Source organism: Pseudomonas sp. P4_B4 (genome assembly GCF_056402255.1).
Genome location: NZ_JBFUHS010000060.1, coordinates 1 through 16,877 on the forward strand (window position 1 = coordinate 1; position 16,877 = coordinate 16,877).

Annotated in this window: 16 protein-coding genes and 1 rRNA gene; 8 read left to right on the plus strand and 9 right to left on the minus strand. The window is 61.4% G+C overall.

Annotation, left to right across the window (positions count from 1 at the left end; genetic code table 11):
• A 5S ribosomal RNA gene (gene rrf, locus AC1DVE_RS30480) occupies positions 1-108 on the plus strand; the annotation flags it as partial.
• Positions 109-172: 64 nt separating this feature from the next.
• On the opposite strand, the gene AC1DVE_RS30485 is transcribed toward rrf, so the two are convergent.
• The 5 genes from AC1DVE_RS30485 to AC1DVE_RS30505 form a co-directional block, all read right to left on the minus strand.
• Positions 173-925 carry a bestrophin-like domain gene (locus AC1DVE_RS30485; RefSeq protein WP_223533948.1) on the minus strand — a complete coding sequence of 251 codons (753 nt, stop codon included), beginning with the start codon at positions 923-925 and terminating at the stop codon, positions 173-175.
• A 48-nt stretch (positions 926-973) separates the two neighbouring features.
• Positions 974-1,402 (minus strand): hypothetical protein, encoded by a 429-nt coding sequence (locus AC1DVE_RS30490; RefSeq protein WP_223461784.1) that lies wholly within the window; start codon positions 1,400-1,402, stop codon positions 974-976.
• A 138-nt stretch (positions 1,403-1,540) separates the two neighbouring features.
• Positions 1,541-1,954, minus strand: coding sequence for a VOC family protein (locus AC1DVE_RS30495; protein WP_223461786.1), 414 nt, complete (start codon positions 1,952-1,954; stop codon positions 1,541-1,543).
• A gap of 89 nt (positions 1,955-2,043) precedes the next feature.
• Positions 2,044-2,703, minus strand: a complete 660-nt coding sequence (locus AC1DVE_RS30500; RefSeq protein ID WP_223461788.1) for a TetR/AcrR family transcriptional regulator — start codon at positions 2,701-2,703, stop codon at positions 2,044-2,046.
• Positions 2,690-3,541, minus strand: coding sequence for a 3-hydroxybutyryl-CoA dehydrogenase (locus AC1DVE_RS30505; protein WP_223461790.1), 852 nt, complete (start codon positions 3,539-3,541; stop codon positions 2,690-2,692). The genes AC1DVE_RS30500 and AC1DVE_RS30505 overlap by 14 nt, the downstream gene beginning before the upstream one ends.
• A gap of 163 nt (positions 3,542-3,704) precedes the next feature.
• Between AC1DVE_RS30505 and AC1DVE_RS30510 the strand changes: the two genes are divergently transcribed.
• Positions 3,705-4,757, plus strand: coding sequence for an AraC family transcriptional regulator (locus tag AC1DVE_RS30510; RefSeq protein WP_223461792.1), 1,053 nt, complete (start codon positions 3,705-3,707; stop codon positions 4,755-4,757).
• A gap of 4 nt (positions 4,758-4,761) precedes the next feature.
• Here the strand turns inward: AC1DVE_RS30510 and AC1DVE_RS30515 are convergent, their stop codons facing one another.
• Entirely contained in the window at positions 4,762-5,763 is a 1,002-nt protein-coding gene (locus AC1DVE_RS30515; protein ID WP_477784418.1) for an NAD(P)H-quinone oxidoreductase, read from the minus strand.
• Positions 5,764-5,925: 162 nt separating this feature from the next.
• On the opposite strand from AC1DVE_RS30515, the gene AC1DVE_RS30520 reads away from it, so the two are divergent.
• A complete protein-coding gene (locus AC1DVE_RS30520; protein ID WP_223461796.1) occupies positions 5,926-6,801 on the plus strand; it encodes a LysR family transcriptional regulator in 876 nt (291 codons plus the stop codon).
• 86 nt (positions 6,802-6,887) lie between these two features.
• Here the strand turns inward: AC1DVE_RS30520 and AC1DVE_RS30525 are convergent, their stop codons facing one another.
• The gene (locus AC1DVE_RS30525) at positions 6,888-7,610 is read right to left on the minus strand and encodes a pirin family protein (protein WP_223461798.1); all 723 of its coding nucleotides are present in this window, start codon (positions 7,608-7,610) and stop codon (positions 6,888-6,890) included.
• 318 nt (positions 7,611-7,928) lie between these two features.
• Between AC1DVE_RS30525 and AC1DVE_RS30530 the strand changes: the two genes are divergently transcribed.
• Together AC1DVE_RS30530 and AC1DVE_RS30535 are read left to right on the plus strand one after the other, a co-directional pair.
• Complete coding sequence (locus AC1DVE_RS30530) at positions 7,929-8,879, plus strand: GlxA family transcriptional regulator (RefSeq protein WP_223461289.1); 951 nt, start codon at positions 7,929-7,931, stop codon at positions 8,877-8,879.
• 162 nt (positions 8,880-9,041) lie between these two features.
• Complete coding sequence (locus AC1DVE_RS30535; protein ID WP_223461287.1) at positions 9,042-10,526, plus strand: ATP-binding protein; 1,485 nt, start codon at positions 9,042-9,044, stop codon at positions 10,524-10,526.
• Here the strand turns inward: AC1DVE_RS30535 and AC1DVE_RS30540 are convergent.
• Positions 10,491-13,295, minus strand: coding sequence for an ATP-binding protein (locus AC1DVE_RS30540; RefSeq protein ID WP_477784419.1), 2,805 nt, complete (start codon positions 13,293-13,295; stop codon positions 10,491-10,493). The two genes, AC1DVE_RS30535 and AC1DVE_RS30540, sit on opposite strands and share 36 nt — an antisense overlap.
• A 306-nt stretch (positions 13,296-13,601) precedes the next feature.
• Here AC1DVE_RS30540 and AC1DVE_RS30545 point away from each other — a divergent pair, with 306 nt between their 5' ends.
• Positions 13,602-14,177, plus strand: coding sequence for a flavodoxin family protein (locus tag AC1DVE_RS30545; RefSeq protein ID WP_223461283.1), 576 nt, complete (start codon positions 13,602-13,604; stop codon positions 14,175-14,177).
• Between the two features lie 33 nt (positions 14,178-14,210).
• Complete coding sequence (locus AC1DVE_RS30550; RefSeq protein WP_223461281.1) at positions 14,211-15,035, plus strand: alpha/beta fold hydrolase; 825 nt, start codon at positions 14,211-14,213, stop codon at positions 15,033-15,035.
• Between the two features lie 34 nt (positions 15,036-15,069).
• On the opposite strand, the gene AC1DVE_RS30555 is transcribed toward AC1DVE_RS30550, so the two are convergent.
• Positions 15,070-15,531, minus strand: coding sequence for a helix-turn-helix domain-containing protein (locus AC1DVE_RS30555; RefSeq protein WP_223533881.1), 462 nt, complete (start codon positions 15,529-15,531; stop codon positions 15,070-15,072).
• Between the two features lie 160 nt (positions 15,532-15,691).
• Between AC1DVE_RS30555 and AC1DVE_RS30560 the strand changes: the two genes are divergently transcribed.
• On the plus strand, positions 15,692-16,612 hold the full coding sequence (locus AC1DVE_RS30560) for a LysR family transcriptional regulator (RefSeq protein ID WP_223461277.1): 921 nt from the start codon (positions 15,692-15,694) through the stop codon (positions 16,610-16,612).
• Positions 16,613-16,877 lie beyond the last annotated feature (265 nt).

Here is a 16,877-nt window from a genome sequence, read left to right on the forward strand (position 1 = left end):
CCATAGAGCGTTGGAACCACCTGATCCCATCCCGAACTCAGCAGTGAAACGATGCATCGCCGATGGTAGTGTGGGGTTTCCCCATGTGAGAGTAGGTCATCGTCAAGATTAAATTCCGAAACCCCAATTGCGAAAGCAGTTGGGGTTTTGTTTTTGTCCGCAGGAAATGAAATTACTGCCCCAACCGCTCCAGCGTGTGCTCCAAGGGTTCCAGCGACACACAGATAAAACCATCAAGCGGACGATTGAGCTCCTCTACCAGCAGGATTGTTGCCCCCGTCGACAGGGCACACATCAGCAGTACGACGACAATGGTGCCGTTGCATGGTGCAAACAGGCCGAACGAACCGAAAATAATCCCCAGCCACGTCACCAGGATCACCAGCATCACCGGTGGAATCGATTGATTGGCCTGCAGCAGCGTCAGCCAGCGGGTGGCAAATACGGTGTCCATGTCCTGCAATGCCTTGGCTTTGAGCGAGCGCTGATCATCGTTGCCGGGCGTCAGTGATTCGACCTGGCGTTGCAGGCCTTCGGAGCGACGGATCATTTCGGGGCTATCGAGTTTTGCAATCTGATGGTGATCGCGGGAAGCGAGCACCTGGGTGACTTCTGCGTAGTTGTGCTTGAGCTCGGTACGGATGCCCTGGGTGTCGGTGCCGTAGCGGGCCAGCAAGCGATCGAATTGAACCACTTTCGCCGCCGCGCCCTCCAGTTCGGCATTGGCCGTATCGAAGGTGCCTTTGGCAGAGGAAACCAGCAGGCCGAGGACCAGCGCCGACATCGTTGCGATGAGGCCCGTGGCCAGCTTCACCACCGCCACGGAGTCATCGCTCAGGTGATGGCTCGGTAATCGCTCCCTCACGTACGAGCCCAGCAGTGCGCTGGCGGACAGGCAGGCGAAAACGATGAGGGCGATCACCACGTCATTCAAATTCAGCCTCCGTTGACGCTGTCTTCCGGGGGGAGATATCTACTGGTACTTGATCACGATGCCTTTGAGTTTGCGTCCCTCGATGGTCGTCACGTCGCGAGCCCACAGCGGCCCGCTGGCATAGGCACCCACCGCCTGAATATGGTCATAGACGACCACCACGGCGTCGCCACCGAGTTTGGCGGCTTCTACCCGCAGCTTCTGTTCGACTTCGGTAATCGGCGGGGCAGGGTCGACGCTGGCGTCGATCAGCACTTCACCCAGGCGAACATGCGGACGAGGAGGCTCCGAGCGCAGCACGACAACCTTGTCCGGCGATGTAGGTGCCGGATGTTCTACGCCGACATAGGCGGTGGTCTGTGCATCGACAGTGGCGCAACCATTGAGGGCCAGCAGGCTGGTGATCAGTCCACCGGCCAGAAGCAAGCATTTGAAACGGGTGGACCAAGACTGGTCGTGGGCCGGCATAGTGGGTTTGCTCCTCTGGTTCGCTGCTATCCATGTGGCTAGTTGACGGTAGCAGACAGGCCGGGAGTTGCCAGAACGCCCAACCTTTTCAGGTTGGGCTTTTTTTTGCCTTGAAGACTGTCGATCGACCAAGGCCTTTCACTGATTCTTTTCGCAGTTAACCATCCACGACACACCAAAACGGTCGACCAGCATGCCGAAGCGCGCCGCCCAGAACGTGGTCTCCAGTGGCATTTGCACTGTGCCACCGTCCGCCAGTGCATTGAAGACCCGCTCGGCCTCGGCAATGCTGTCGACGTTGAGTGAGATCGAACAGGCACTCATTTTATCCACGGGGCGATCCGGTGTGGTGTCCGATCCCATGATCGCCTGATCGCCCACGATCAGACGGGTATGAATGATCAGGTTGTGCAGATCCTTGGGGCAATGCTCAGCGGCCGGCGTTTCGCCGAAGGTCAACATGGCTTCGATCTTGCCTTGCAGGGACTGCGCGTAGAACGTGAAGGCAGCTTTGCAGTCGCCGTTGAAGATAAGGTAGGGATTGATTTTCATGGTCGGCTCCAGGTGCTCGAGTACATACATCGGTTTGGACGCCGGTTTTTTCGGCGAATTCCGATTGTGTCGAGCCGACAAGCAAAGCGCTAAATCTTTGTCGGTGCTTGTGTTTCTTTAGATGTTTTTTCGATAGGACGCGCGAGGCTTATTGCCTCCGGCGCACGCCGCGGCGCCAGCACGCGTTCGATGGCGCCGCTGACCATGCTCTCCAGCAGCTCATCACGTTCCTGCTCGTCCAGCACATGTGGCGTCAGCCAGCTGGGAGCGCTGTTGAGCAGGACGCCAATGGCATGCCCGGCGGCCAGCAGACCTTGCTCGCTGAAACGCGACTTCGCGCCGAGCATCCTCAGCAACGTGCGTTCGTATTGCTCGCGCAATTGCCGGACCCGAGCCTGTTGTTCCTCGTTCAGGCAACCGCTGTCGCGCTCCACCAGGCGGAAATGCCAGGGCATCTCCCGATGCAGATTCAGATGGGCGCGGATCAGGCTGTTGAGTTTGTCGCGCTTGCCCGGGGCTTTTTGCTGGATACGTCCCAAGGTGGCCAGCAGCTCCTCGTAGAACTCCTCGATCAGGTCGAGCAGCAGATGCTGTTTGCTGGGGTAATGGTGATACAGCGAGCCTGGGGAGAGCCCCAGGCACGTCGCGAGTTCACGCATGCCGACCTGGCCGAACCCCTTGCAGGCAAACAGCTCCAGGACCTTGTCCCGGTACTCGGCAAAGCGCGAGCAACGCTCAGGCATAGGCATGGAAGCCGCGCCCCGTTTTGCGTCCCAGGTAACCGGCGGCGACCATTTCCTTGAGCAACGGCGCCGGGCGATATTTGCTGTCGTTGAAACCGTCATAGAAGGCTTCGAGGATCGACAACAGGGTGTCCAGGCCAATAAGGTCCGCCAGGGCCAACGGGCCGATAGGCTGATTGCAGCCCAGGCGCATGCCGGCGTCGATGTCTTCGGCGCTGGCCAGGCCTTCCTGGAACACCAGGATCGCTTCATTGATCATCGGCACCAGGATCCGGTTGACCACGAAACCCGGACGGTTACCCGCGGTAATTGCGGTTTTGCCGAGGGTGGTCGCCATGTCCAGCGCCAGTTGGTGGGTCGCGTCACTGGTTTGCAGGCCGCGGATGACTTCGATCAGGCCCATTACCGGCACCGGGTTGAAGAAATGCAGGCCGATGAAGCGCTCAGGCTGGCTGACACTGGCGGCGAGTTGGGTGATCGACAGCGACGAGGTATTGGAGGCAATGACGCATTCGTTGCTGACCTGCGCGGCGATCTGTTGCAACACACGCAGTTTCAGGTCGAGATTTTCCGTGGCCGCTTCGATGACCAGTTGCGCGTCACCCAGGACGCTGTAATCGGTGCTGATTCGGATTTTGTCGAGGGTCGCCTGTTTCTGCTCCGGCGTCAGGGTTTGCTTGGCGATCTGCCGGTCCAGGTTTTTACCGACCGTTGCGACGGCTTTTTGCAAAGCGCTTTCGGATATGTCGAGCAAGGTCACGTTGAAACCGGCCATGGCGCAGACTTGCGCGATGCCGTTGCCCATGGTGCCCGCACCGATCACCCCGATGTTTTGCAGATTCATCTTCCCATCCTTCGATCAAACCCTGCGATACCTTGGCCGCGACGGCGGCCGAAGGCGTACTATTGCCGCGAGTCTAGAGCCGGCAGGGCGGTTGTCCTATGCCAAAACTGTTCAACGGCAATGATGTTTTTTGCCATTCGGGTGATGAGAGAGAAACGAACCAATGCGGGAAAAGGACTCGGTTGCCGCCTATTTCGTGCAGGCAATGATCCATGGGCTGAGGGATGAACCGCAGCGCGTGACGGCCGTGCTTGAACAGGCGGGCATTGATCCGGTGGTCATGCAGCAACCCACGGCGCGGGTGCCGGCCAGCGCGTTTGCGGCGTTGTGGCTGATCCAGATCCGCGAGCTCGACGATGAGTTTTTCGGGCTCGACTCCCATGGCATGCCGCCGGGCAGTTTCGCCCTGATTTGCCGCGCCCTGATTCAGGAACCCGATCTGCACAAGGCCATGCGTCAGTGCCTGGCCAACTTCGGCTTGTTCCTGCGCGACTTTCGCGGCTCCCTGGCCGTACGTGGCAAGCGTGCGGTGATCAGCCTGGAAACCCGTTCGACGGACAACGATGCCAGCCGCTTTGGTGAAGAAACCTTTCTGGTGTTGATGATCAGTCTGCTGTGCTGGCTGGGCGGGCGGCGCATTCCCATTGACCGTGCGGACTTCCGCCATTCGCGCCTGTCGCTGGGTGACGACCGCCTGCTATGGGGCCCCAACCTGACCTTTGGTGCCGAGCGCACCGAAATCGAATTTGCCAGCCACTACTTGCGCCTGCCCGTGGTTCAGGACCTGGCGTCGCTGAAGGTATTTCTGCGTACCGCGCCGCAATGGCTGGTGATCCGCTTCCGTAACCAGCATGGCCTGGCATCCCAGGTTCATCAGCGTTTGCGCGGCAGTCATTACAGTGAGTGGCCGACGTTGCAGGCCTTTGCCCTGGAACAGCACCTGAGCCCCAGCACCTTCCGCCGCAAACTGGAGCGTGAAGGCTGTTCCTACCAGGAGATCAAGGACGAAGTACGCCGTGGCGTGGCCTTTGAGCAACTGCGTCAGAGCGATGCGAGCATCAGCGATATCGCTGAGCAATTGGGTTTCCAGGAACCCAGCGCTTTTCATCGGGCGTTCAAGAAGTGGACCGGGGAAAGCCCCGGGCGCTATCGGGCCCGTTATCAGGGGGGGCAGGGCGCAGAGGTCGCCAACCTTGAGGAATCCTGCGAGCCCTGAACCATCAACTATTCACGCGCAGGACGATCTTGCCGATGTGATCGCCCGCTTCCATCCGGGCATGGGCCTGAGCCGCTTCCGTAAGCGGGTAAACCCGGTCGATCATCGGCAGGCAGCGACCGGCGCTCAGCACCGGCCATACGTGCTCGTGCAGTTGTCGGGCTATGGCGGCTTTTTCTTCCCGGGTCCGCGAGCGCAACAGGGAGCCGGTGACGACGGCGCGTTTGGCCATGATCGCCAGCAAATCGACATCCCTGGCATGGGCGCCACCGAGGAAACCGAGCATCACCAGGCGACCTTCCATGGCCAGGGCGGCCACATTGTTGTTGAGGTACGAGCCGCCCATGATGTCGAGAATCACGTTGACGCCCTGGTCCGCGGTTTTTTCCGCGATGACCTGCACAAAGTCCCGGTCGCGATAATTGATCGCCTCGGCACCCAGTTCGCGGATCACTGCGCATTTTTCGTCGCTGCCGGCCGTGGCGAACGCTTGAATGCCGAGCTCGCGGCATAGCATCAACGCGGTAGTGCCGATGCCGCTGGTTCCGCCGTGGATCAACGCACGTTGACCCTGGCTTGCGCCGCCAAGGCCGAACAGATTGGCCCAGACCGTGAAGTAGGTTTCCGGGATGGCCGCCGCCTGCACCCAGTCCATGCCTTCGGGGATCGGCAGGGCCTGACTGGCCGGGACCACGCAGTATTGCGCGTACCCGCCGCCATTGGTCAGGGCGCAGACCTTGTCGCCTGGCGCAAATTCGCTGACGCCCGCGCCAATCGCCACCACTTCACCGGCCACTTCCAGCCCCGGGTTCGGGTTCATGCCGGGTTTCATCGGGTACTGGCCGGCTCGTTGCAGCGCGTCGGGGCGGTTGACCCCGGCGGCATGTACACGGATCAGAATCTCGCCGGCCCCTGCAACAGGCACAGGCACCTGGCGCGGTTGCAGGACTTCAGGGCCACCGGGTTCGGTGATTTCGATCAGGGTCATGGTCTGGGGGAGTGTCATTTCCTATACCTGTGGTGTGCGAAAGATTATGGCGCTGGGGTGAACGGTGCACGAGCGCTGTCCTGAGGTCACTCAGGCCTTCAGCATATCGAGGTTTCTAGAAGCGTAAATGCAGCGATTACGCGCTATTCTGATGCGTAAATGCATCATCAGGAGAGCGTTATGAATTGGGATGACGCCCGGGTATTTCTCGCGGTTTGCCGTGAATCCACGTTGCGCGGGGCTGCGCGGGTGTTGGGAGTCGATCAGGCCACGGTCGGCCGGCGCATCACAGCGCTGGAAAAGTCATTGAGTGCGACCTTGTTCCTGCGCACTTCCGAAGGTTATGCGCTGACGGCTGTCGGCGAAGCGGCACTCAAGGCCGTGGAGAAAATGGAGCATTCGGCGCTGGAACTGGAACGCCAGATCCAGGGCCTGGATGATCGCTTGACCGGCACGGTTCGAGTCAGCACCACCGACTCCCTGGCGATTGATTTCCTGATCCCGGCGATTGCCCGCCTACATCGGCAACACCCAGATGTACGGGTGCAACTGGACGCCACCACACAGATCCTCAGCCTGGCAAAACGCGAAGCGGACATCGCCGTACGCAACACCCGACCGGAAAACCCTGACCTGATCGCCCGGCGCATTGCCCGCTGGCCGGTGGGGTTGTTTGCCTCGCAAACCTATGTCGATGCCCACGGCGTGCCGGAGCCTGGCTCAGCGTTCGCCGGGCATGACCTGGTGGTGTATCAGCCGTACTTGCAGAGCAATAAGGACATGACGCTGGTCTCGGAACCGGTGGGACGCGGGCGGATTGTCGCGAGCCTCAGTTCCAGCCTGCTGGTGCGTCGCTCGATTGCGGCCGGGATCGGGGTCGGAGAGATTCCGGTGTACATCGGGGAGAAGGAGGGGCTGGTCAGGTTGTGGCCGGAGCGCTCGCGGCCGCTGCCCTATGACATCTGGCTGGTGACCCACGCGGACCTGCGGCATACGGCCAAGGTCCGGGCGGTGATCGATGAGATTGTCGCGGGGTTCGCCGGGACCGGCGAGTAACCTGTAGGAGCGAGCCTGCTCGCGAAAGCAGTGTATCAGCCAACATTGATAGCGACTGACACTACGCCTTCGCGAGCAGGGATCTGTCATGGCATTTCCGGCAGTTCCTGTGGGCGCAGGTCAAAGACCAATACCTCAGCATCCACACCGTTGCTCAAGGTCAGCGCCTGTTCTTCGCGAACCCGCACTCCGTCGCCTTCCTGCAACAACACACCGTTGAGTTCGACGCTGCCCCGGGCCACGTGCACATAGGCGTAGCGGTTGGCGGCGAGCTCCAGGGTGGCGCTTTCCTTGCCGTCGATCAAGCCGGCATACACCCGTGCATCCTGACGCACCTTGAGCGAACCCTTGGCGCCGTCCGGCGAGATGATCAGTTGCAGGCGCCCGCGTTTCTTCTGGGTGCTGAAGTGCTCTTGCTGATAGCGCGGTTTGGCGCCGCTGACGTCGGGCACGATCCAGATTTGCAGAAAGTGCACCGCCCGGGTGCTGGAGTGGTTGAACTCACTGTGGGCCACGCCACTGCCTGCGCTCATCAGTTGCACGTCGCCGGGGCGGATCACCGAACCGGTGCCCAGGGTGTCCTTGTGTTCCAGGGCACCTTCAAGCACATAGGAGAAAATCTCCATGTCGCGGTGCGGGTGCTGGCCGAAGCCTTTGCCGGCGGCGACGCGGTCGTCGTTGATCACCAACAGGTCGGAAAAACCCTGCTCTTTCGGGTTGCGATAGTTGGCGAAGGAAAAGGTATGGAACGACTTCAACCAGCCGTGATTGGCCAGGCCACGATCCGAGGCTTTGCGAAGAGTCAGCATGATGAAATCTCCTGTGGGGACGTGAATTCGTCCGAGTGAGGAGAAGGTTAATGGTTACTGGTTTATGCAATAAGTAGATGGAAATTGAAATACTGTCTCTATCAGGTTGACAGTGTCCGGGTGCGAATCAGCTATTCTTTTCCGATCTTTACGTCGTACTTGGCCATAATGCACGGCAAGAATCCTGTGGGAGCGGGCTTGCTCGCGAAGGCGTCGTGTCAGGCTACATGATGGTGAATGACACACTGCCTTCGCGAGCAAGCCCGCTCCCACAAGGATTGATGTGCCGACCCTATTGATCCCAGTGAATTCCAATCCATGAAAACCGTGGCAATGGTGCTGTTTCCCGACTTTCTCCTGCTCGACATGGCCGGGCCCATGGAGGTGTTTTCCATCGCCAATCGTTATCTGAAACCCGACGATCACTATGTGCTGTCGACCATTGGCACCGAGCCCGGCGCACTGCGGGCGTCCAACGGGGTCAGCGTGCACGCTGACCAGCACATCGATCAGGCCTGCGAAGGTTTTGACTTGCTATTGATACCCGGTGGTCCCGGTGCCTACAACGAAAGGCATCCGCCATTGCTCGACTGGCTCAGGCACAACGTCAGCCGGTCCGCCGCTTATGGCTCGATCTGCACCGGGGCGTTCGTGTTGGGGCATGCCGGATTGCTCGATGGCTATCGCGTCACCACCCACTGGCACTACACCGAGCGGCTGATCAAGGGCTTTCCGAAGGCGACCGTCGAGACCGATCAGATCTTCGTCCAGGACCGCAACCTGATCACTTCCGGTGGCGTCACCGCCGGGATCGACCTGGCCTTGTCGGTGGTGGCCCAGGACCATGGCAAAAAAATCGCCCAGGACGTGGCCAAGGTGTTGCTGGTGGTCATGAAACGCCAGGGCGGGCAGGCGCAGTTCAGCCCTTTGATGGCGGCGGTGGCCCCTCACGAAACGGCTATTACCAGGGTGCAGAACCATGTGCTTGAACATCTCGATGAAACCTACAGCATCGAGCGCATGGCCGGTCTGGCCAACATGAGCCTGCGTCATTTCGCCAGGGTGTTCGCCCGGGACGTGAACATGACGCCGATGGAGTTTCTGCAAAGCGCGCGCATCGATTGCGCCAGGAACCTGCTGGAAACCACCGAGTTGCCGCTCAAGACCGTGGCGTTCAAGAGTGGCTTCGGCAGCGTGCGGCATATGCGTTTTCTGTTCAGTGAAAAACTTGGCCTGACCCCGACTCAATACCGCGAGCAGTTCAGCTAGCGCGCGTGTCCGTCACGCGCACCGCAATGGCCGTGACGCTCCCCCCGTGGCAGTTGTACCGTCACCGAGGCCTGCCAAGATACCGCTGGACTCATTGCAAGGAAGGTGCGGAGCCTGGGATGGACTCACGTACCGAGCCAGGCTTCCAGCGGGTGACAGCGCATGAACAGCCTCAGAGATATAAACAGCGAAGCGGTGCTGCAATTCGGGCCCTACGCTTTCCACCTCAGTCAGCGACTGGTGCTGGAGGGCGATCGACCGCTGCGCCTGGGCGGCCGCGCCCTTGATGTGTTGCAGGTGCTGGTCGAGCACGCAGGCTCGGTGGTCAGCAAGGAAGAGTTGATTGCGCAGGTCTGGCCGCGCTCCGTGGTCGAAGAGATCAACCTGCGGGTGCACATTGCCGCCCTGCGCCGTGCCTTGGGCGACGGGCAGAACGGCCAGTGCTACATCGTCAACATTCCCCAGCGCGGCTACAGTTTTGTCGCCCCAGTACAGCATTCGCCAGAGCCCGTAGCGTTCCCGAGTGAGACCCTGCAAAAGCCCCTGCACAACTTGCCGGCGCGGCTCACGCCGATCACCGGGCGCGATGCGATTGTCGGCAGCTTGGTGCGGCAGTTGCCGGTACGGCGATTCATGACCCTGGTCGGGCCTTGCGGGATCGGCAAGACCACCGTGGCGCTGCGCGTGGCCGAACTGTTGTTGCCGCACTATCGGCACGGCGTGTGGTTGGTGGACCTGGCGGCGATCGATGACCCTGCGCAAGTGACCGATCACCTAACACGAACCCTTGGGCTGGAGGTCGGCACCACGCTGGAGGCGCTGGCGCAGCGGCATGTCTTGTTGGTGCTGGACAACTGCGAACACCTGCTCGAATGCTGYCAGACGTTGGTCGACACGCTGCTGCATTCGATGCCGCGGCTGTCGATCCTCGCCACCAGCCGCGAGCCGCTCAAGGCGTCGGGCGAAACCGTATTGCGTTTGCCACCGCTGGCGGTGCCGCCGGCGGCAGCGCTGCGCAGTGTTGCCGAGGTCATGGGCTATTCGGCGGTGCAATTGTTCGTCAGCCGTGCCCGGGCTCGTCAGCAAGGGTTCACCCTGCGCGAGCAAGACCTCAAGACCGTACGGGAAATCTGCCGACGCCTCGACGGCCTGCCGCTGGCGATTGAACTGGCCGCGGCGCAAATCGATGCATTGGCGCTGGTTGGGTTGCAAGCGCAACTCGATAACTGTTTTCAGCTGCTGACCCAGGGTCGTCGCACGGCCGTTCCCCGGCATCAGACGCTCAAAGCCGCGCTGGACTGGAGTTACGAACGATTGACTGCAGCGGAACAAACCGTGTTGCAGCGCCTGGCGGTGTTCAAAATGGTGTTTACCCAGGACGCCGCGATCGGCGTGATCAGCTGTGACAGGCTGCCTGCCGCCGAGCTGATCGAGGTGCTGGAAAGCCTGGCATTCAAGTCACTGCTGTCCCATGAGCAGGGTGGTGGAGTGACCCGTTACCGCTTCCTCAACACCACCCGCACCTACGCACTGGAAAAACTCGAACTCAGTGGTGAGTTGAGAACCCTTGAAATGCGCTATGCGGGTTACATCACTCAAACGCGCTGGCTTTCAGGCGGGCAGGTGGCATTGCAACTCGTCGAGTAGCCGGCGAACCGTCATCAGGTCTGGCGTGGCAAAACCCTCGGTGAAGCGCTGGTAGACTGGTGCCAGCAGTTCATGCGCCTGCTGGTGGCGGCCCTGACGCTGCCACAGTTGCGCCAGCGAGGTGGCGCTGCGCAACTCCCAGGCCAGCGCACCCTGAGTCCTGGCCACGTTGAGTGCCTTGAGCAGCACGGCTTCTGCCGTTGCGGTTTTCACCGGACAATCCGTTGCCAGCAGCGCCTTGGCCCTGGCCCGCAGAATCTCTGCCGTACTCCAGCCCGACGCACCGTTTTGCGCGCGTTCGAGCAAACCATCGTCGACGTATGCCGTATCCAGCGTGACCATAATGTCTTTGATCAAACCGACACTTTGGCGGCTGGTGGGCCGAACATCGGTGCCGCCGATCACCTGCGCATAGTGTTGCGCCCAGTGATAGAACAGTGGAACCGAGTGTTTCTGCGCCTGTTCCAGCAGCAGGCGCAGGAGTTCGCGGGCGCTGCGGGTGTCGCCGTTGTAGTGGGCGATCAGGCAGCCGGCGAGCGCCAGGGTGTAGCAGATCGACGTGCCGTGGTTGATCTGCAGCGCGATGTCCAGCGCTTGCCGGGCCGCGCGCCAGGCCTGTTCCGGTTGGCCTTGCAGCCAGAGGATGCGCGCGTGGACGGTCAGTGCCGCGACACTCTGGTCGTATTGCACGCCAAAACCGTGAGTGAAGCGGTTGAGATGACCGCTGTGGGTCATTCGTTGCAGCACCTGTTCGGCATGCTCCCCAGCCTGTTGCTGGTCGCCGCAGAAGTGCAGGGCGAGTACCCGCAATCGATGCATGCTCAGGGACATCAGGGCGTCGTCATGCAGCCCCAGTCGATCGAATTGCCGGCTCTGTTCCAGGGCCATCTGGTATTGGCCGCAGCTGAGATTGACCGCCAGGTGCCCGGAAATCGCCCGCAACTGACCGGCCACATCGTTGAGTTGCCTGGCCAGGGCTCTGGCGCTGACGAAGGCGCCAACGGTTTCGGCGCAACCTCCTTGAACGTGGTAACAGGCACTACCCAAAGCCAGCTTGAGGGCCATCTGCAAGCGCGGGCAAGGTTCGGCAGACTGCTCCAGCAAGGCCAGCGCCTTGCGCACATAACCGCCGTGCTCCTTGAGCAGTGACAACTCTTGCCACAGGGGCGTGGAGGTCGCGGCCAGGCGTATCGCCAGTGCCTGCGGCCCTTTAGCGTGCAATCCCCAGTCGAGGGCTGCGCGGATGTCCTCCAGGGCCCGGCCATAGCGTTCGAGCCACAGGCCGGTCGAGGTTTTCTCCCAGTCGTCCTGCGCCTGTTGCATCAGCGCCAGGCAGCGCTCGGCATGCCGCTCCCGAGTGCCTGGCAGGTCGGTGGTTTGCCCGAGTTTTTCCAGGGCATAGCTGCGGGTGGTATCGAGCAGGCGGTAGTAAACATCCTCGTCGCCCACCTCCACGTTCAACAGGGACTTGGCGACCAGTAGGGTGATCGAGCCGAACACCTCGCGGGGTTCGATGTGTTCGCCGACAATCACCGCCGCTGCCGACTCCAGGGTGAAGCCGCCGCGAAACACACTCAGTCGGCGCAGGCAGGTCTTTTCACAGGCATTGAGCAGCTCGAAGCTCCAGTCCAACGTTGCGCGCAGGGTCTGATGGCGTGCCAGGGGCGTCTGGCAGGGCTGGGTCAACACCCGGAAGCTGCTTTGCAACTGCGCCAGCAAGCCGTGCAATCCGAAGTTGCCCACTTGCGCCGCCGCCAGTTCGATGGCCAGCGGAATACCGTCCAGTCGGTGGCAGATGTCAATCAACAGCGGCAGCTCATCGTCCTTCAGTTCAAAGCTGTCATGGCTGGCCATGGCCCGCTCTACGAACAGTTGCAAGGCGGAAAAGGTCATGGCCTGGGCGCAGTCGAGGACGGCGATGGGCGGCGGGCAGTCGAGTGACTCCAGACGCTGAACGAATTCCCCTTCGGCCCGCAGGCTCTCGCGGCTGGTGGCGAGGATGTGCACGTGCGGCGCACTGCGCAGAATCTGTTCGCTGAGCTGGGCAATGGCGTCGACCAGGTGCTCACAGTTGTCAATGACCAGCAGCATGTGGCGGTCGCGTAGAGAGTCCGCCAGCCCGCTCATGGGTTCGTCGTCGTGCAGAGCCACTTCGAGCAACGTCGCCAGGTGGCCGTTGATCATCAGCGGGCAGTTGATCGGGGCCAGGTCCAGCAGGTGAATGCCGTCCCGGTAGCGACCGATCATTTGCTCGGCGACCCGCAAGGCCACGGTGGTCTTGCCGATGCCGCCGGGGCCGACGAGGGTGATGAAGTGCTGACGGGGCAGTTGCTCCATCAGGTTGTCGACCAGCGTCTGCCGGCCGATCATGCGCGTGCGGCGTACCGGCAGGTTATGCCGGCTCGGTGCGCAAGCGGTGGGTGCTGGCGGTTGCTCTGCCTGCTCCAGTGAGTGCGGTGCGACGAAGCTGTACCCGCGCTGGGCCACGGTGACGATGTAGCGCTGGCCGGTCTGACCGTCGCCGAGCGCCTTGCGCAACGCGGCCATGTGCACCCGCAGGTTGATGTCTTCGACCACGCTGTTGGGCCAGACCCCGGCGATCAATTGTTGCTTGCTGACCACGTTGCCGGCGTGCTCCAGCAGGATCAACAGGATGTCCATGGCGCGCCGACCCAGGCGCAAGGGCTGGTCGGCCTCCATCACCAGGCGTTGTCCGGGGTAGACCCGGTAGGGGCCGAAATGCACAGCCTGTTCGGGGGAAAGGGTCAACGAGTCGCTCCTGCTGCATCCGTCTAGTACGCGGTTTTTGAGCATATTCCTCAGGTTTTTTACAGAGCGCAATGCGCCACCCGGGTGACTGAAAGGGCAGGCATTGACTCTAGCGTATCGGCCAGCGGCTGTCGGTCCCGAAAACATTGGGTGCGACAGATGGACAGGACATGCCGGGGCTTTTTGCGCGCCAAGGAAAATTAACAACGTTTAACTCGTCGCGCGTCCGGTCTACGCCAAAACTCTCTTCCTGTAGGAGCAAGCTCGCTCCTACAAGAGGACTCAACTCATCGCAAGGACCGAGCAATGAGCAACGTGGTTGTGGTCTATCACAGTGGCTACGGGCACACCCGGGTCATGGCCGAAGCCGTGGCCGCGGGCGTGGAACGGCACCTGGGCAGCACCTGCCAGTTGATCCCGGTCGAGGAAGTGGACGAGCACTGGGCGCGGCTACACAACGCCGACGCCATCATCTTCGGCGCGCCGACCTACATGGGCAGCGCCTCGGCGGCCTTCAAGGCATTCATGGAGGCCACGGCGACCTTCTACCTGGCCCAGCCCTGGCGCGACAAACTCGCGGCGGGCTTCACCAATTCCGGCTGCCTGTGCGGCGACAAGCTCAACACCTTGCTGCAGATGGCAGTGTTCGCTGCCCAGCACTCGATGATCTGGGTCGGCCTCGACCTGCTGCCGGCACGCTCCAGCACCGGCGCGTTCAACGGCCAACTCAATCGCCTGGGCAGCTCACTGGGCGCCATGGCCCAGTCGAACGTCGAACAATCCCCCGACGATGCTCCGCCGCCCGAGGATCGCTGCACCGCCGCGCACCTGGGCGAGCGGGTGGCGCGCCTGGCGGACCGCCTGAACCCGTTACCGGTTTGATTCACCCCAACACTCGTTAAGGAGGCATCACCCATGAGCACCTTCACTACCCGCGACGGCGTCGAGATTTACTACAAGGACTGGGGCAGCGGTCAGCCGATTGTCTTCAGTCACGGCTGGCCGCTCAACGCCGACAGCTGGGAGTCGCAGATGATCTTCCTGGCCTCCAAGGGCTACCGGGTCATCGCCCACGACCGTCGCGGTCATGGGCGCTCCAGCCAGCCGTGGTCGGGCAATGACATGGACCATTACGCCGACGATCTGGCGCAGTTGATCGAGCTGCTCGACCTGCAAAACGCCGTGCTGTTCGGCTTCTCCACCGGCGGTGGCGAGGTGGCGCGTTACATCGGTCGTCACGGCACCGGCCGCGTGGCCAAGGCCGGGCTGATTTCCGCGGTACCGCCGCTGATGCTCGAGACCGAAGCCAACCCCGGCGGCCTGCCGCTGGAAGTGTTCGACGGCATCCGCCAGGCCTCGCTGGCCGACCGTTCGCAGCTGTACATCGACCTCGCCAGTGGCCCGTTCTTCGGCTTCAACAAACCTGACGCGAAACCGTCCCAGGGCATGATCGACTGGTTCTGGATGCAGGGCATGATGGCCGGCCACAAGAACGCCTATGACTGCATCAAGGCATTCTCGGAAACCGACTTCACCGAAGACTTGAAGAAGTTCGACGTGCCGACCCTGGTGGTGCATGGCGACGCGGATCAGGTGGTGCCGTACGAAGCGGCGGGCGTCTCCTCCGCCAAACTGGTGAAGGGCTCGACCCTGAAGATTTACCCGGGCGCCCCTCACGGTTTGACGGACACCCATAAGGACCAGCTCAACGCTGACCTGTTGGCGTTCCTCAAGGGTTGATGTCTGACTGAAAGATCGCAGGCTGCGCCAGCTCCTAAGGGTGTACACACAGCTCTGTAGGGGCTGGCGTAACCTGCGATCGTTTGCTGCTCAACGAGGCGCCGCGAACAAACTGACAGCGCCAGGCAAACGGATTGATGCCTTCGCTGCGGGTGAAGATATGGCAGAAGTGCGCCTGATCGCAGAAGCCGCATTCGAGGCTGATCTGCGTAAGGCTCATGTCGGTGTACTGGATCAATTGCTTGGCCAGGGCAATGCGCTGCTGGCGAATCCATTCTTGCGGCGAGAGGCCGGTGCTGCACTTGAACGCGCGGGAGAAGTGACTGCGCGAGAGGGCGCAGGCCTGTGCCAGTTCAGTGACTTCCAGGCTGTCGCCCAGACGTTCGAGGATCAGTTGTTTAACCCGTTTTTCGCGTTGCGGGCTGAGGCCACCGGTGCTTTTCTTTGGCATAGGCGTGAATGACGCGGGGGCGGCATTTTGCTGAACGTGAGCCATGGCGAATGTCCGTGTCGGTAGGCTTCATTCTTGGACCCGAAGGCTCTGGCTTGCGAGTTAATCGTTGTTAATTCCTCGCTCACCGCGGGAAGTCTTGGGTAAAGTCAGACACAATTCTCATCCTCGCGCCTGGCCGAACACACACAAGGAACCTGTGCCTATGAACCGTAACGATCTGCGTCGCGTCGACATGAACCTGCTGGTGATTTTCGAGGCCCTGATGTTCGAAAAAAACCTGACCCGCGTTGCGGAAAAACTGTTCATGGGGCAGCCGGCGGTGAGCGCCGCGCTGGGGCGTTTGCGCGATCTGTTCGACGACCCGTTGCTGCTGCGCAATGGTCGCGGCATGGAACCGACGGCGCGTGCGTTGGCGATTCTCAAGGAGTTGCAACCGGCGATGGATACCATTTCCGGGGCTGTGAGCCGGGCCAAGGAATTCGATCCGGCGACCAGTTGCGATGTGTTCCGCATCGGGTTGTCGGACGATGCCGAATTCGGTTTGTTTCCACCGTTGCTGCGTCAGTTGCAAGAGGAAGCACCGGGCATTGTCGTGGTCGTGCGGCGGGCCAATTACCTGTTGATGCCGACACTGCTGGCGTCGGGGGAAATCTCGGTGGGCGTGAGTTACACCACGGATCTGCCGGCCAATGCCAAGCGCAAGAAACTGCGCGATATTCCCTGCAAAGTGCTGCGTGGCGACACCCGGCCGGGGACATTGAGCCTGGATGAGTACTGTGAGCGGCCCCATGCGATGGTGTCGTTCTCGGGGGACTTGAGCGGCAATATCGATCTGGATCTGGCGAAGGTTGGGCGTAGTCGTCGTGTGGTGCTGGGGGTGCCGCAGTTCAGTGGGTTGCGGGCGTTGCTCGCGGGGACCGAGATGATTGCCACTGTGCCGGATTATGCGGCGTGTGCGTTGGTGGAGGGGTGTGGGTTGCGGGCCGAGGATCCGCCGTTCGAGATTGAGGCGGCGCAGTTGTCGATGGCCTGGAGTGGGGTGCATGACAATGATCCGGCGGAGCGGTGGTTGCGGTCGCGGATCGGTCAGTTCATGTCGTTGGCTTTGGATATTCCTTCATGACCGAGTACATATCCGTTGCTGCGGTTATGGCGGCTTATGGTTTCGCCCTTACGGCGAGTCCCTTTTGGCAAACGCCCCAAAAGGAACCAAAAGGTCTCGCCCCTTACGTACGGCCCCTCGCTTAGGCTCGGGGTTCCTTCGCTCCGGCATTCATCCGGGGGCATCGCCTCCGGTCGGCTTCGCGCGACCTCCTCTCGATGTGTTCGGCTGCGCCGAACGGCGCTGCGCGCCTCCCCCCGGATGAACGCCTCCACTCAGCCTGCCG